Source organism: Bradyrhizobium macuxiense (genome assembly GCF_007993935.1).
Taxonomy (GTDB): Bacteria; Pseudomonadota; Alphaproteobacteria; order Rhizobiales; family Xanthobacteraceae; genus Bradyrhizobium; species Bradyrhizobium macuxiense_A.
Genome location: NZ_VITY01000006.1, coordinates 1 through 16,226, shown reverse-complemented (window position 1 = coordinate 16,226; position 16,226 = coordinate 1). Strand labels below are relative to the sequence as shown.

The window sequence follows — 16,226 nt, the reverse complement described above, 5'->3', positions numbered from 1 at the left end:
CGCGCTGTCGGGTTGTCAGCGCCGATTGGCCAGTGGCTTCAGTGTGATGTGTGCTCTGTCGGCAACATCGCTTCGGCAAAAACTTTGCGATCGGCCGGCGATCGTTGCACCGAGTCTGCCGCGATGCGACCATGATTCCGCTGGACTCGTTCAGCGTTCTCGCCGTGACCAGGCGGCAACGGCGAGCGGGACCAGGCGACCGCGCATTTTTTTAATTTTTGTTTAGGTGAATGTCATGGGGAGCCTCTCCGAGGGCTTCGGCTCGGCCATTGCGCGGACACTTCGCTGGAACGGCCTCGCCGGCTCGGTGCTGCGCCGGATCGGAAAGTGCTCCGCATTCCTTCTGGTTGCAGCCGTGCTGTGCTTGCTCTGCGGGACGCAGGCCGCGCATGCCCAAGCGGACCTTGCGGCCGGGCTGGGGGTCGATAACCCGAGCCCCAATGTTGGCGACACCATTACGTTTACGTTTACGGTGACCAATCTGGGACCGCAGTCCGCGACCAGTGTTTTCGCAAGTGATGTGCTGCCCGCAAGCCTGAGCTTCGTGAGCGCGACCCCGAGTGTCGGATCATACAACTCCTCGAACGGCCTATGGACGATCGGGACAGTCGACACCGTCACCCCAGCGACGCTGTTGATCCGGGCCACTGTGACGAGCCCGACTGCTGCGACCAACACCGCAAACATCATTAGTGCCGTTGAAGCCGATCCCAACCCGGGCAACAACTCCGCAAGCGCGACCGTCACGCCTCAACAGGCCGACCTCTCGATCGCAAAGATTGTGGACAACCCGACGCCAAACGCCGGCGCCACCATCAATTACACGATCACCTTGTCGAACGCGGGGCCGAACACGGCGACAAATGTGACGGTGCAGGACCTGCTTCCCGCGGGGTTGACCTTCGTCAGCGCGACCCCGAGCCAAGGCACGTATAGTTCCGGGACGGGTACCTGGACGGTCGGGACGGTCACGGCGGGCGTGCCGCAGACGCTCACCATCGCGGCGCAGGTTGCGAGCTCGACTGCGCTCACCAACACCGCGACGGTCTCGCATAGCGATCAATACGATCCCAGCGCCGCAAACAACTCGGCGAGTGCGACCATCACGCCGGCGCAGGCCGATCTCGCGCTTAGCAAGACCGTCGACAATGCTGCTCCCAATGTCGGCGATACCATCACCTATACGATCACCCTGTCGAACATCGGCCCAAACCAGGCGACCGGCGTGACGGTGCAGGACCTGCTTCCCGCCGGGTTGAGCCTGGTGAGCGCAAGCCCGAGCCAGGGGTCGTATATCTTAGGCACGGGTACCTGGACGGTCGGGACGGTCACGACGATCACACCGCAGACGCTGACGATTCGGGCGGTGGTTACGGCTGCAAACAACATCACCAACACCGCGACGGTCTCGCATAGCGATCAATTCGATCCCAACACCGCGAACAATGCGGCGAGTGCGACCATCTCGCCGACGCAGGCCGATCTTGCGCTCAGCAAGACCGTGAGCAATGCCAATCCGGCCGCCGGCGATACCATCACCTACACGGTCAAGGTTACGAACGGCGGGCCGGCGCAGGCCACCGGGGTGACGGTTCAGGATATTCTTCCCGCCGGACTGAGCTTTGTCAGCGCGACCCCGAGCCAGGGAACGTACAATAACGGCACGGGACTCTGGACGGTCGGCACCGTCACGACGGCCACGCCGCAGACGCTGGGCATCACAGCCAAGGTCACCGGGTCGGGGGCCATCACCAACACCGCGACAATCTCGCATAGCGATCAAGCCGATCCGGCCGCCGGCAACAACACGGCAAGCGTCAGCGTGACGGTGGGCGGCGTCGCGCCACCCGTGATCGCAGCGTCGTTCGGCGCGGCGTCGATTCCCCTGAATGGTACGACGTCGCTGACTTTCACGATCAGCAATCCCGGTCATGCGGTCACATTGACGGGCGTCGGGTTCACCGACGCGCTGCCGGCCGGGCTCGTGGTTGCAACCCCTTCAGGCGTCAGCGGCTCGTGTGGCGCCGGCACGATCACGGCGGCGGCGGGCGGCGGCAGCGTCAATCTTGCCAACGGATCGATCCCCGCCAATGGCTCGTGCTCGTTCTCGGTCAACGTGACCGGAACGAGTGCAGGCGTGAAGACCAATACGACGTCAGTGGTCACCTCCAATGAGGCCGGCAGCGGCAATGCGGCGACTGCCTCCGTCACGGTGGGCGCGCAGTCGCCAACCACGACGACGCTGACGTCGTCGCTCAATCCGAGCCAGGTCGGCCAGGCGGTGACGTTCACCGCGACCGTATCGAGCAGCGGCGGCGCGCCGGCAGGTACGGTGACCTTCAAGGATGGCGCAACGGTGATCGGCACGGCAGCGCTGTCGGCGGGCGCCGTCCAGTTCACGACCGCCTCGCTCACCTTGGGCTCGCACAACATCACTGCGAGCTTTGGCGGCGGCCCGAGCTTCGTCGCCAGCACCTCGTCACCGCTGACGCAGGTCGTCAACACGCCCTCGGACAGCCTGAAGCTGCGTGCCATGCAGGTGCTCGCGGCGCCGGTGGCGGCGCAGGTTTCGGGCGACGCGATCAGCGGTGCGGTCAACGCCGCCGTCACCGAGGGATTCGCCGACGGCGGCGGTGCATTCGTCGCGCCGAACGGCAGCGGCCTTCGCTTCAACTTCGCGGCTGACCCTGACGCGCAACCGGCTGCGGCAGCCACGTCGAATCCGACGGATCCATTCGCGAGTTTGAACGGCACCGCGTCAGGCACGCGCAATCTTGCCGCGTCGCGCGGCAATGCCCAGTCTTCGCGCGTCGATGACGCTTTCGGCGCGCTTGCGTACGCCGCACCGACCAAGGCGCCGCCGCGCCCGGCGCCGGCGCCGGACTGGCTCGGCTGGGCCGAGGTGCACGGCGCCGTGCTCAATCGCTGGAACAGCGCCGGCGCGCTTGGGACTCCGACGACCGCACCGATGCTTTACGGCAATCAGGTCAATTGGCTGATGGGCTTGACCCGAAAGCTGCAGCCGAACTTCCTGGTCGGCGTGTTGGGCGGCTACGAGAACTTTGATTATCGCTCCGACGCGCTGCAAGGCCGCCTCAAGGGCGACGGCTGGACGGTCGGCTCCTATCTCGGCTGGATGCTGAATTCGAATCTGCGCTTCGATGCGGCGGTCGCCTATTCCGGAATCGGCTTTGACGGTATGGCCGGTACTGCCGCCGCGACGTTCGGCGGCCACCGCTGGCTGGTTTCCGGCGGGCTGACCGGCACCTACGCGACATATGGTTTCCAGATCGAGCCGTCGGCGCGGATCTACGCCCTGTGGGAACGCGAGGACGCTTACACCGATTCGCTCGGCACGATGCAGACCGCACGCAATTTCTCAACCGGCCGCGCCAGCGGCGGGGTCAAAGTTGTCTATCCGGTCGCCTGGTCGCCGACCGTGCAGCTCGCGCCGTATGTCGGCCTGTACGGCGACTACTATTTCAATACGGACGATGCCACGGCGGCGCTGGTCGCGCCGGCCATTCCGGCGGCGATCGTGCTCGACGGCTGGTCGGCACGGGCGATCGGCGGACTCAACGCCCGCCTTGCGGGCGGCGCGCAAATATCGGTGGGCGGTGAGCGCAGCGGGATCGGAAGCGGCTTTTCGCTCTGGACCTATCGGGCGCGCGCATCGGTGCCGTTCAGCGCGCAATAGAGCTACGCAGCCTCGAGCATCGCTTTCAACTTCTTGACCGCGCTGTCCGGCGTCGTCAGCACCTCGCGGCCGGTGATCTCGGCGACGCGTTGGGCCGCAGGCGCCATGCTGTATTGGGCAAGCGCGATCAGATCGCAGTCGCGCAACGCCTTGCTTGCCTCGACCACGATGCGATCATGCTCGGCGCGGTCGCCGCGATCGAGCGCGGCCAGCGCGCCCTCGGCGAGCTTCGGCACCAGCGTCACGGACGACGGAAATTCCGGCGGCATCGACACCAGCGTCGGCGGGAAGGTCGAGAGCAGGCCGATCCGCTTTCCCCGTGCGACCGCCTGCTCGATCATCGCCTCGTTCGGCTTAAGCACCGGCATCGGCGCGTGCGCGCGCGCCACCGCCTCGATGCAGGGCCCGAATGCCGAGCAGGTGAAGAGAATACCGTCAGCGCCGGTGCTGGCTGCATAGCGGCCCATGGCGAGGAAGCGCTCGGTCATGCGATCGGTGAGCTTGCCGTCGCGCGCGAGGTCGGCCGACAGGCTGTCGTCGAGCAGGTTCATCAGCCGCGCCTCAGGCCAATGACGCGCGAACGAGGCCTCGATCGGCACGATCGAATGCTTCAGGGCATGAATGAGCGTGATGCGCATGACTTCATTCTTCTTCCTCTCCTCGCTCTTTGCGGGGAGAGGGGTGGGGTGAGGGCGTCTCACCCCGCATCGGCCTTCGCCTAGGCTTCGGCGGACAGGCGCGGGGCGAAGTCGGAGGTCGTAAAATCTACCAACCCGGTCATTGCGAGGAGCGGTAGCGACGAAGCAATCCATGCCTCCGCTTGCGCGGCACGATGGATTGCTTCGCGGAGCCTGTCATCGGGCGCGCGTTCGCGCGACCCGTTGGCTCGCAATGACGTGAGAGATAGATTCTCAGGTCATCACTTGAACGGGATCGCGTACATCAAGCCGCCCTTGCTCCAGGTGGCGTTGAGGCCGCGCTCGAGCTTCAAGGGGCTTGCCTTACCGACATTGCGCTCGAAGATTTCGCCATAATTGCCGCCGGCCTTGATCGCTCCGACCAGCCATTTGTTGTCGAGGCCGAGCCGGGAGCCGAGATCGCCGGATGCGCCGAGCAGGCGCTGGATCGCCGGGACTTGCGACTTCGTCATCTCGTCGACATTGGCCTGGGTGACACCGAGCTCTTCAGCTTCGACCAGGCCGTAGTGCAGCCAGGTGATGATGTCGCTCCACACCTCGTCGCCGTTGCGGGTGAACGGGCCGAGCGGCTCCTTGCTGATGGTCTGCGGCAGCACGACATAGTCGTCGGCTTTTGGTGCTGCGGTGGCGACCGCGCCGGCGAGCGCCGAGGCGTCCTGGGTCATGGCATCGCAGCGGCCGCCGAAGAAGGTCTGGTACATGGTGTCAGGGCGGTCGAACACCAACGGCTTCCAGTCGATGCCGTTGGCGCGACCGTAATCGCCGAGTGTCACCTCATGCGTGGTGCCTTGCGCGACGCAGACGGTGGCGCCCTTGAGATCCTTCAGCTCCTTTACGCCGAGGTCCTTCTTCACCACAAAGCCCTGGCCGTCGTAGAAATTGACCGGACCCTGGCGCAGGCCGAGCGTGGTGCCGCGCAGATAGGTCTGCGTCGAGTTGCGGTAGAGCACGTCGATTTCGCCCGACTGCAGCGCGGTGAAGCGGTTCTGCGCGGTCAGCGCGACGTAGCGCACCTTGGCGGGATCGCCGAGGATGCCGGCCGCAAGCGCGCGGCAATAGTCGACATCGAGGCCCTTGAAGTTGCCCTGCGAGTCCGGCGCCGAGAAACCGGCGAAGCCGGTCGAGACGCCGCACACCAGCGTGCCGCGCTGCTTGACGGTGTCGAGCGTCGCCGCGCTTGCGGTTGAGAGCCCCGCGACGAGCAGGCTCGCCGTGATCAATACGTTCCTCATTCTGTCCTCCTCCCTCCTTGTTTCAGCATGATCCTCTCCGGATCATGCTCCGTGACCGATGTCCTTCAATGCGCTGTCTACTGCAACGCCTAGTCGTTCGACGATCATGTCGATGTCGCCGGAAGTTGCGATATAGGGCGGGGCGAGCAGCACATGGTCGCCGCGCTGGCCGTCGGCGGTGCCGCCCGACGGATAACAGCCGAGGCCGCCGGCGAACGCCGCCGACTTGATCCGTTGATGCAATTTCAGCTTGGGATCGAACGACTGCCGCGTGCCGCGATCGGCGACCAGCTCGATGCCCCAGAACAGGCCGCGGCCCCTGATGTCGCCGACATGGCGGTGATTGCCGAAGCGTTCGACCAGCCGCTGCTCGAGCTGGCGGCCGCGCTCCTTGACCTGATCGAGCAGCTTCTCCTCGGCGATCGTCTTCTGCACCTCGAGCGCGGCAGCGCAGGCGAGCGGATGCGCCAGATAGGTATGGCCATGCTGGAACGCGCCGGAGCCGTTGCGCACGGTGCCGACGATGTTGCCGCTCGCAAGCATTGCGCCGATCGGCTGGTAGCCGCCGCCGAGGCCTTTGGCGACCGCCTGGATGTCCGGCGAAATGCCTTCCTGCTCCCACGCATGCAGCGTGCCGGTGCGGCCCATGCCGCACATCACCTCGTCGAGGATCAGCAGCGCGCCGTGGCGGTTGCAGATCTCGCGCACCGCCTTGAAGTAGCCCTCCGGCGCCGGCACGCAGCCGGCGGTGGCGCCGACCACGGGCTCGGCGATGAAGGCGGCGACATTCTCCGGGCCGAGCCGCTGGAATTCGGCTTCGAGCTCGGCGGCGAGGCGGGCCACAAAGGCGGCCTCCGATTCATCGTCGCGCTTCTCGTGATAGGCGAAGGCCGGCGTGACGTGGCTGAACGAGGGCGACAGCAGCGGCGCGTAGGGCTCGCGGCGCCAGGCATTGCCGCCGGCCGACAGCGCGCCCAGCGTATTGCCGTGATAGCTCTGCCGCCGCGCGATGAAGCGCGCGCGCTTCGGCTCGCCGCGCTCGATGAAATATTGCCGTGCCAGCTTGATCGAGGCTTCGATCGCCTCCGACCCGCCGCTGACGAAATAGACGTAGCCGAGCCCTCCGGGCTCGTGGCCGACCAGCCGCTCGGCGAGCTCTTCCGCAGGCTCCGACGAGAAGAAGCTGGTGTGCGCGTAAGCAAGCTTTGAGGCCTGCTTGGCGATCGCGGCCAGAATCCGCGGATGCTGATGGCCGAGGCAGGACACCGCGGCGCCGCCGGAGGAATCCAGAATGCGATGGCCATCCTCACCGATCAACCAGACACCTTCGCCGCCGACCGCCTTCGGCGGGGTTTCGCGCAGGCTCCGATGCATCACGCGGCTCTTGTGGGCTGCCAAGGGGACTGCCATGACACTCATCCTTTCTCGACAAAATATTGCGACATCTCGGCAAGCCGGCCCTCGGTCTCCTCCAGCTTGCGTTTTGCGCTCGCGCCGCCCAGCGTGAAGGCAACGGCGGCAAGCGACTGCGCCACCGCGATCGCGCCGGTCAGGCTCGGGAAGAAGCCGGGAGAGGAGGCGGCCTCGAACAGCAGGAGATGATCGGCGCCCTCGGCCATCGGCGCGCTGATGGTGTCGGCGATCGCGATCAGCGTCGCGCGCGCCTGATGCGCCGCACGCGCCGTCTCGACGCTGACCAGCGTGTAGGGCGCAAAGCCGATCACCACCACCGCGTCGTCGGCGCGGAAGGCGCCGTGGTCGAGATCGAACGGGCCGGAACCGCCGACCAGCTGCACGGCGTCGGGGCGGAACAGGCGAAGCTGATAGGTCAGCAGTTCCGCAACGCTGCGGCAGCTGCGAAATCCCGTGATCCAGATCCGGCTCGCCGTGTGCAGCGCACGCGCGGCGTCGGCGATCGCGTTCGCGGAAATCCGCGCAAGGCCCGCCGCTTCCGCCTCGAGCTTGTCGTGAACCAGTTTGACGTCGGCATTCGGCCCGCCGCGGCGGCTCTTGGCTCGGCCGGAGAAGGGCGAGCCCTGCGCCGGCCGTCGCGCCTCGGTGAGTGCGGCGCGCAATTCGTCCCAGCCGGAATAGCCGAGCGCTTTGGCCAGGCGGGTGAAGGAGGCGGGATCGGCGCCGGCGACGGAGGCAAGCTCGCGCATCGAGCGGGTGGTGGCGTCGTAATCATTGGCTGCGACAAACCGACCAACCTCCTGCAAGCGCATTGGCAGCGACGGCAATGCGCTGCACAATTCGTTGAGGGGCGATGGTTTCGGCTGAGCCTGGGCCATGAAACATATGTTGCACAATTATCAATTTGGTGCAACATATGACGCGCGCATATAGCGCATGGCAGAAGATCGCTTCTCATTGGGATCCTTGTGCTGTGACGACATCGACGCCGAAACGCCCTCCCGCCCGGCCCTGGCGGCTTTCGCTCAGCGATCCCCGCGTCGCCGGGCTGTTCTGGCAGATCCTCGTGGTTGGGATCGCGGTCGCGATCGTCGCCTTCCTGTGGTCGAACGCGATCCATAATCTCTCGGTACGGCGCATCTCGACCGGCTTCGCCTTCCTCGGCCGCGAAGCCGGCATGCCGATCGCCGACAGCTGGATCGACTACACGCCGAAGGACACTTACCTGCGGGCCTTCATCGTCGGCATCGTCAACACGCTGCGCGTCGCGGTGATCGGCATCGTGCTGGCGACCGTGATCGGCACGCTGGTCGGCATCGCGCGGCTGTCGTCGAACTGGCTCTTGGCGCGGCTTGCCGCCGTTTATGTCGAGGTGCTGCGCGACCTGCCGCTGCTGCTGCAGCTGCTGTTCTGGTACGTGCTGATGCAGGGCCTGCCGGCGGCGCGCCAGGCGTGGAAGCCGGTCGAGGGCGTCTATCTCTCCAATCGCGGCCTGATCCTGCCGTCGGTCCCGCTGCATGAGGCCAATTGGTGGACCATCCTGGCGCTAGTCGCAGGCCTGATGGTTTTCCGCTTCGTCCGGCGCCGCCTGATCGCGCAGCAGATGGTCGATGGCCGAGCGCGTGCCGCGTGGCCCTATGCGCTCGGCCTCGTCGTCGCGCTGCCTGCGCTGGTGTCGTTCCTCTCGGGCGCGAGCTGGAGCATCACGCTGCCGGAGCTGCGCGGCTTCAACTTCGTCGGCGGGCTGACCCTGGCGCCGGAATACTTCGCGCTGCTGATCGCACTCGTCACCTACACCTCGGCCTTCATCGCCGAGATCGTGCGCAGCGGCATCCAGGCGGTGCCGCGCGGCCAGTCGGAGGCGGCCAAGGCGCTCGGGCTGAAGCGCGGCTTTGTCTTGCAACACATCGTGCTGCCGCAGGCGCTGCGTGTCATCATCCCGCCGATGACCAGCCAGTATCTGAACCTGACCAAGAACTCCTCGCTCGCGGTCGCGGTCGGCTACCAGGACATCGTCTCGGTCGCCAACACCACGCTGAACCAGACCGGGCAGGCGATCGAGTCGATCGCGCTGATCATGCTGGTATTCCTCACCATCAGCCTCGGCATCAGCCTGTTCATGAACTGGTACAATGCGCGCATCGCGCTGGTGGAGCGCTGACATGAGCTCGGTCGCCCACCTGCCACAGGATCCATTGCCGATCGGCCCGCGGCCGGCGCCGCGGGCGCTCGGTGGTCACCTCACCGCGTGGCTGCGCGCCAATCTGTTCGCCTCGATCCCCTCCAGCATCATGACGCTGGTCTTGCTGTTCCTGCTCGGCAAGGCGTGCATCGGCCTCTGGCAATGGGGCATCGCCAACGCGGTCTGGATCGTCTCCGGCAACGACAGCAGCGCCTGCCGCGCGCTGCGCGGCGTCGGCGCCTGCTGGGCCGTCGTGCCCGAGAAGTATCGCTTCATCCTGTTCGGCACATATCCGTTCAGTGAGCAGTGGCGGCCGGCGCTCGCGGTCCTGATCTTCATCGCGCTATTCGCGGTCTCGAGCCGCCGCAGCTTCTGGCGCAAGGAGCTGTTCCTGCTGTGGGCCGCGGCCCTGATCGTGATCGGGTGCCTGATGTGGGGCGGCTTCCTTGGTCTCACCTTCGTCACCCAGGACCGCTGGGGCGGGCTGCCGGTGACGCTGATCCTGGCGACGTTCGGACTGGCGTTCGGCTTCCCCCTCGGTATCCTGGTCGCGCTCGGCCGCCGCTCGAAATTGCCGGCGATCCGCTCGCTCTGCGTGCTCTATGTCGAACTGATCCGCGGCGTGCCGCTGATCAGCCTCTTGTTCATGGCGAGCGTGATGTTCCCGCTGTTCATGCCCGATGGCGTCAACATCGACAAACTCTTGCGCGCGCAGATCGCCTTCATCCTCTATGCCGGCGCCTACCTTGCCGAAGTGGTGCGGGGCGGCTTGCAGGCGGTGCCGCGCGGACAGTATGAAGCGGGGGATGCGCTCGGCCTGTCCTATTGGCAGAAACACGCGCTGATCGTGCTGCCGCAGGCGATCCGCCACGTCATCCCGCCGCTGGTCAACACCTTCATCGCCTTCTTCAAGGACACCAGCCTGGTCCTGATCATCGGCATCTTCGATCTTCTGACGACCGCCAAGACCGCGATCGTCGATCCGGCCTGGCAGTCGTTCAGCGTCGAGGTCTACATCTTCGTCGGCGTGATCTACTTCGTGTTCTGCTTTGCGATGTCGCTCTACAGCCGCAGCCTCGAGGCGCAGCGCGGAACGAACTGAGCGATCATCGCTCGCCAATTCCTCAAATGTTGGGTCTGCCGTCATGCCCGGGATGAGCCCCGGGCAGGATGGCCCTTTGGGGCGATCGCCCCTTGCCAAGCCGTCTCGATCCTATTTATGATTATAAAATGGATAAATCGACCCTTCCGTCCCTGGACCCGTCACGGCGCGCCTCGATCAAGCGCAAGCGGTCGGACGCGGTTGCCGACCTGATCCGCAGCCACATCTTCCAGGCCGGCTTGCAGCCGAACGACCGGCTGCCGCAGGAAAGCGAACTGATCGAGATGTTCGGCTGCAGCCGCTCAACCATCCGCGAGGCGCTTAAGTCGCTGGAAGTGCAGGGGCTGGTGCAGAACACGACAGGGCCCGGCGGCGGCGCGCGGGTGGCGCCGGTGTCGATCAACCGGATCGTCGGCCTGCTCAGCAACTACTTCTATTTCCAGTCGATCTCGACGGCGCAGATCTACCAGATCCGACGGCTGATCGAGCCGGAGCTCGCCTTCAGCGTGGTCGGCCACCTCACGCTCGCGCATTTCGCCGCGCTCGACAAGGCGATCGCGGTTCAGGAGCATCATCCAGGCGGCGACGCGGACTGGGAGCACCACCGCCATGCCGAGATCGATTTCCACGACATCCTGATCGAGGCCTGTCCCAATCCGCTGCTCGGCCTGGTCGCCCGCTTCGTCAACGAGGCGATCCGCCATCTGATCGGCAAGCTCGGCGTGCAGGAATTCGCATCCAGCTTCACCTGCGAGAACATCGAGTTTCACAAGCGCCTGATGGCCGCGTTCCGCTCCGGCAACGCGGCGCGTGCCCGGCGCGTGATGCTCGATCATGTGCTGAGCGCCGAAGCCGTGGTCGTCCCCGCGGAAGACCGGCGCATGGACCTACCGGTCTTTCACCAGCCGCTGCGGCTCGACTGAACCGCATCGGCTGACTGCTGCATTACGCGTTGGAGGAAACAACAATGGTCACGCGGCGCGAGAATGAGTTGTGGAGCTGGTCGGCCGTCGATCTGGCGCGCGGGATCGCGACGCGTGCGATATCGAGCCGCGACGCCGTGCAGTCCAGCCTCTATCGCATCGCCAAGGTCAATCCGGCATTGAACGCTGTGGTCGAAGTGCTCGCCGACGAAGCGCTGGCCGCGGCGGATACCGCGGATGCCGTAGTGAAATCCAGCGCCGAGCTCGGCGTGCTGCATGGCGTGCCGGTAACCATCAAGGTCAATGTCGATCAGCGCGGTCACGCCACCACCAACGGCGTTGTCGCATTCCGCGACGTGATAGCGACCGAGGACAGCCCGGTGGTCGCGAATTTTCGCAAGGCGGGCGCCGTCATAGTCGGTCGCACCAATACGCCGGCGTTCTCGCACCGCTGGTTCACCAACAACGATCTGCACGGCGCGACCTATAATCCGTGGGGCCGGCACCTGACACCGGGCGGCTCCAGCGGCGGGGCCGCGTCGGCGGTCGCTTCCGGCATGGGCGCGATCGCGCACGGCAATGATTTCGGCGGCTCGATCCGCTATCCCGCTTACGCCTGCGGCGTCGCCGGCCTGCGTCCGACCCCGGGACGGATCCCCGCCTTCAATCCGTCGGCCACCAGCGATCGTCCGATTACGGCGCAGATGATGTCGGTGCAGGGGCCGCTCGCGCGCTCGGTCGCCGATCTGCGCGCCGGCCTCGCCGCGATGGCGCAGGCGGACGCGCGCGACGGCACCTGGCTGCCGGTGCCGCTGCAAGGTGCGCCGCTCAAGCGGCCGATCGGTGTTGCGATCGCGCCGGCGCCGTTCGGCGACGAGGCGCCGGAGGTGAGCGCTGCGGTGCGCGCCGCCGGACACTGGCTCGCGGAGGCCGGCTTTGCGGTGGAGGAGACCTTGCCGCCGCGGCTCGCAGACGCCGCCGATCTCTGGCATCGCCTCGTCATCAATGAGGAGCGGCGCGTGCTGGCGCCGATGATCCGCAAATTCGGCGACGATAGATCCCGCTACAATCTCGAGGGCCATATCGCCTATGCGCCCGAGCTCGACGGCGATCAGGTGCTGGCCTGCTTCGAGCAGCGGCTCGCCATCGTGCGGGCCTGGCAGCTGTTCCAGGAGCGTTGCCCGGTCATCATCCTGCCGGTCTCCGCGCAACTGCCGTTCCGCTTCGATCAGGATCAGGAAGATGCTGACGTGGTGCACGCGCTGCTCGACGCGCAGCGGCCGCTGCTCGCGGTGCCTGCGCTTGGCTTTCCGTCGGTCGTGGTCCCGACAGGGACCGCCGGCGGCGTGCCGGTCGGCGTCCAGGTGATCGCCGGCCGCTTCCGCGAGGATGTCTGTCTCGCCATCGCCGAGATGATCGAGGCGCGTGCGTCGACGCTGACGCCGATCGATCCGCGCGACTGAACCAATAACAAAGCACCTAACGCAACGGGGGAATACCACGTGACGAATGCACCGATCTGGCAATGGTCCGCCGTGGACACGGCGGCGGCGATCCGGAACAACGAAGTAACATCGGAAGAGGTGGTTCGCGCCCATCTCGAGCGCATGCAGCAGGCCAACCCGGCGCTCAACGCCGTCGTCGTCGATCTCGGCGCGTCGGCGATGCAGGCCGCCAAGGCGGCGGATGCGGCGCTGGCCGCGAGCAAAGCGAAGGGCGGCGCCGTTGGGCCGCTGCACGGCGTGCCGGTCACGATCAAGATCAACATCGACGTCGAGGGCCAGGCCAATTCGAACGGCGTGGTCGCCTTCAAGGACAACATCGCTCCGGGCGACTCGCCGGTGACGGCCAATCTCAAGAAGGCCGGCGCCGTCATCATCGGCCTGACCAACACGCCGGAATTCTCGTTGCGCGGCTTCACCGACAATCCGCTGCACGGCCTGACGCGCAATCCCTGGAACGCGGACGTGACGTGCGGCGGATCATCGGGCGGCGCCGGCGCGTCGATCGCGGCCGGCATCGGCACCATCGCGCATGGCAACGATATCGGTGGCTCGCTGCGCTGGCCGGCGCATTGCAACGGCATCGCCACCATCAAGCCGACCCAGGGCCGCATTCCTGCGTTCAATCCCTCAGCCACAGCAGAACGGCCGCTGATGGCGCAGTTCATGTCGTCGCAAGGACCGCTGGCGCGCCACGTCGCCGACGTGCGTCTCGGCCTCGAGGTGATGGCGCAGCGCGACCCGCGCGATCCCTGGTACGTGCCGGCGCCGTTGCAGGGGCCGAAGCCCGCCGCGCCGGTCAAGGTCGCGCTGGCGAAGATCCCCGAGGACATGGCGACCGATCGCGGCGTGATCGCGCTCCAGCGCAAGGCGGCCGATCATCTGGCCGACGCGGGCTACGCGGTCAGCGAAGTCGAGGTGCCCGATCTCAACAAGGTCTGGCAGCTCTGGTGCGACCTGATCATGACCGAGACCCGGGTGTTGCAGCAGGACCAGATGCTGGCGACCACCAGCGCCGACTTCCAGAAGACGTTCCACGGCTTCATGGCGCTGGCGAACCCGCTCGATCAGGCCGGCTACATGAAGGCGATCGCCGAGCGGTCCCGTCATATCAGGAACTGGATGACGTTCCTCGAGCAATATCCGCTGGTGCTGACGCCGACATCGGTACGCAAGACGCCGGAGGTCAATGCCGATCTCGGCGGCGAACAGCGCGTCAAGGAGTTGTTCTGGAACGATCTGCGCTTCATTTCGTCGATCAACGTGCTGGGGCTGCCGGCGGCCGTGGTGCCGGTCGGTCTGCATGAAGGCGTGCCGGTCGGCGTCCAGATCGTCGGCTCGCGGTATCGCGAGGACATGTGCCTCGATGCCGCCGAGGCGATCGAGCGCAAGGTTGGCATCCTCGTGAGGCAATTGTGGGAGCGGCGCTGAGGCGATCTCGACGCCATCTCGCATTGTCGATTCGTATGATCCAATCGTACGTCCCAGCAACGCCGCGGCGAAATCTCGTCGCGGCGTTCGCATGATCAGCGAGGCGCGTGAGCCGGCGCCGCAGCCGTGTTCCTCCTCCCGGAATTTTGGCGCGGATTCGCAGAGCGCCATGCCTGCCAACGGGGTTGTCGGCGATCCCTGATTGCTTCAGGAGATCGTCCGAACCATCCGAATCCCTGGGAACGAAATGTCCATCACGAAACGCTCGCATGTCCTGATCGCAATTGCTGCGGTGTGTCTCTCCTTTGCCGCCGGCGCAGCTCGCGCGGAGGACGGCGTCCTGCGTGTCGGCATCATCACCGACATGAGCGGGCAATATTCCGACGGCAATGGCCCGGGATCGGTGATAGCGGCGCAAATGGCTGCGGAGGAAATCGGCGGCACGGTCGTCGGCCGCAAGATCGAGATCATCTCGGCCGATCACCAGAACAAGCCCGACGTCGCGACCGGCATCGTGCGCAACTGGATCGACAACAAGGGTGTCGACGTGATCGCGGAAGGCGTCAATTCCGCGGTGGCGCTCGCGATCCAGACCGTGACGCGCGAACGCAAGAAGCTGTTCCTGATCTCGGGCTCCGGTTCATCCGATCTCACCGGCAAGCAATGTTCGCCGACCAGCGTGCAGTGGACCTACGACACCTATGCTTCATCGAACGCGACGGCGAAGGCTGTGGTTGCGCGTGGCGGCACGCCCTGGTTCTTCCTCACGGCGGATTATGCGTTCGGCCAAGCGCTGGAGCGCGACGCCAGCAAGGCCGTCACATCGGCCGGCGGCAAGGTGCTGGGCGCGGTCCGCCATCCGTTCGACACCGCCGATTTCTCGTCCTTCCTGCTGCAGGCCCAGTCCTCCGGCGCCAAGATCCTGGCGCTCGCCAATGCCGGCTCCGACTTCCGCAACGCGGTGTCGCAGGCCGACGAGTTCAACATCCGCGCCAGCATGCAGCTCGTCGCGCTGCAGGTGACGCTCACCGACGTGCCCGCGCTCGGCCTCGCGCATGCGCACGATCTGCTGTTCACCGATTCCTTCTATTGGGATCGCACGCCCGAGACGCGCGCCTTCGCCCAGGAGTTCTTCAAGCGCCACGGCGCGATGCCGACGGCCTACCAGGCCGGCGTCAACTCGGCGCTGCGGCACTATTTCAAGGCCGTTGCCGCCACCAACTCGGTCGATTCGGAGACCGTGATCGCGCAGATGCGCAAGACCCCGGTCAACGATTTCTTTGCCCAGAACGGCGTGGTGCGCGAGGACGGCCGCATGGTGCATGACATGTATCTGATGCGGATCAAGAAGCCGGAAGAGTCCAAGAGCAAATGGGATCTCTACGAATATCTCGCGACGGTGCCGGGCGACCAGGCCTTCCGTCCACTCGATGAAGGCGGTTGCCCCTACGTCGCCAAGGCGCATTAGGGCGATCGTTCTTTCGTCATTCTCTGGTGCGTACCCGGCAGCTCGCGAACCGAGAACCCGAAGCGACCGGTGAGGTGAGCACGCCTCTCCGGCTCCCTCTCCCCTTGCGGGAGAGGGAGGGAGAGGGGTGGCCCCGGGTGAGATCATTGGCGTGAAGTTCTCGCGCGATCTCGGCTATGTGCCGTGCGTGCTCGCCTGACTGGAGAGGGCACGTCGTGAGGCACCCCTCTCCCTAACCCTCACCCTCTCCCGCAAGGGGAGAGGGAACCCTGCCGCCGGTGGCTCCTTCACGCGCGCGTGCCACTGAGTTGCCCGACGGTGCAAGCCTGTGGTCCTACCCCCCGAGCTTTCTACCCTTTTGCTCGGGGCCCATCTTCAAGGAGAGGGCGAAAACGAAGAGCAAAGCTCGGGCAGAAGATGTCGCGAGAGCGCGGAAGTGTGACCCACAGACAGCGCAACACATTCGCTGTCGTCCCGGCGAAGGCCGGCAACTGTTATGTTGAAGGAGCCGCCCGATAGGGTTTTCGGTCGCGCATCATCGCGTTGAGGATGGTGAGCAGCTTTCGAGCGACGGCAAT

11 protein-coding genes are annotated in these 16,226 nt (G+C 65.8%); 7 read left to right on the top strand and 4 right to left on the bottom strand.

From position 1 onward, the window contains the following. Positions 1-235: 235 nt before the first annotated feature. Complete coding sequence (locus FBZ93_RS17030; RefSeq protein ID WP_146987075.1) at positions 236-3,697, top strand: Ig-like domain repeat protein; 3,462 nt, start codon at positions 236-238, stop codon at positions 3,695-3,697. Between the two features lie 2 nt (positions 3,698-3,699). On the opposite strand, the gene FBZ93_RS17025 is transcribed toward FBZ93_RS17030, so the two are convergent. From FBZ93_RS17025 to FBZ93_RS17010, 4 genes are all read right to left on the bottom strand, one after another. After that, positions 3,700-4,335, bottom strand: coding sequence for an aspartate/glutamate racemase family protein (locus FBZ93_RS17025; RefSeq protein WP_146987074.1), 636 nt, complete (start codon positions 4,333-4,335; stop codon positions 3,700-3,702). A gap of 281 nt (positions 4,336-4,616) precedes the next feature. After that, complete coding sequence (locus FBZ93_RS17020; RefSeq protein ID WP_146987073.1) at positions 4,617-5,627, bottom strand: amino acid ABC transporter substrate-binding protein; 1,011 nt, start codon at positions 5,625-5,627, stop codon at positions 4,617-4,619. 42 nt (positions 5,628-5,669) lie between these two features. After that, complete coding sequence (locus FBZ93_RS17015) at positions 5,670-7,025, bottom strand: aspartate aminotransferase family protein (RefSeq protein WP_146987416.1); 1,356 nt, start codon at positions 7,023-7,025, stop codon at positions 5,670-5,672. Positions 7,026-7,042: 17 nt separating this feature from the next. Further along, the gene (locus FBZ93_RS17010; protein ID WP_146987072.1) at positions 7,043-7,918 is read right to left on the bottom strand and encodes a MurR/RpiR family transcriptional regulator; all 876 of its coding nucleotides are present in this window, start codon (positions 7,916-7,918) and stop codon (positions 7,043-7,045) included. A 95-nt stretch (positions 7,919-8,013) separates the two neighbouring features. Here FBZ93_RS17010 and FBZ93_RS17005 point away from each other — a divergent pair, with 95 nt between their 5' ends. The 6 genes from FBZ93_RS17005 to FBZ93_RS16980 all read left to right on the top strand — a co-directional run bounded on the left by FBZ93_RS17005 (position 8,014) and on the right by FBZ93_RS16980 (position 15,648). Next, positions 8,014-9,201: an amino acid ABC transporter permease gene (locus tag FBZ93_RS17005; RefSeq protein WP_146987071.1), complete on the top strand. Its 1,188-nt coding sequence runs from the start codon at positions 8,014-8,016 to the stop codon at positions 9,199-9,201. Between the two features lies 1 nt (position 9,202). Beyond that, positions 9,203-10,324 carry an amino acid ABC transporter permease gene (locus tag FBZ93_RS17000; RefSeq protein WP_146987070.1) on the top strand — a complete coding sequence of 374 codons (1,122 nt, stop codon included), beginning with the start codon at positions 9,203-9,205 and terminating at the stop codon, positions 10,322-10,324. A 128-nt stretch (positions 10,325-10,452) separates the two neighbouring features. Beyond that, a complete protein-coding gene (locus FBZ93_RS16995; RefSeq protein ID WP_167529079.1) occupies positions 10,453-11,247 on the top strand; it encodes a FadR/GntR family transcriptional regulator in 795 nt (264 codons plus the stop codon). 44 nt (positions 11,248-11,291) lie between these two features. Beyond that, entirely contained in the window at positions 11,292-12,710 is a 1,419-nt protein-coding gene (locus tag FBZ93_RS16990; protein ID WP_146987068.1) for an amidase family protein, read from the top strand. A 39-nt stretch (positions 12,711-12,749) separates the two neighbouring features. Then, the gene (locus tag FBZ93_RS16985; protein WP_146987067.1) at positions 12,750-14,180 is read left to right on the top strand and encodes an amidase family protein; all 1,431 of its coding nucleotides are present in this window, start codon (positions 12,750-12,752) and stop codon (positions 14,178-14,180) included. 247 nt (positions 14,181-14,427) lie between these two features. After that, complete coding sequence (locus tag FBZ93_RS16980; protein WP_146987066.1) at positions 14,428-15,648, top strand: ABC transporter substrate-binding protein; 1,221 nt, start codon at positions 14,428-14,430, stop codon at positions 15,646-15,648. Positions 15,649-16,226: the final 578 nt, after the last annotated feature.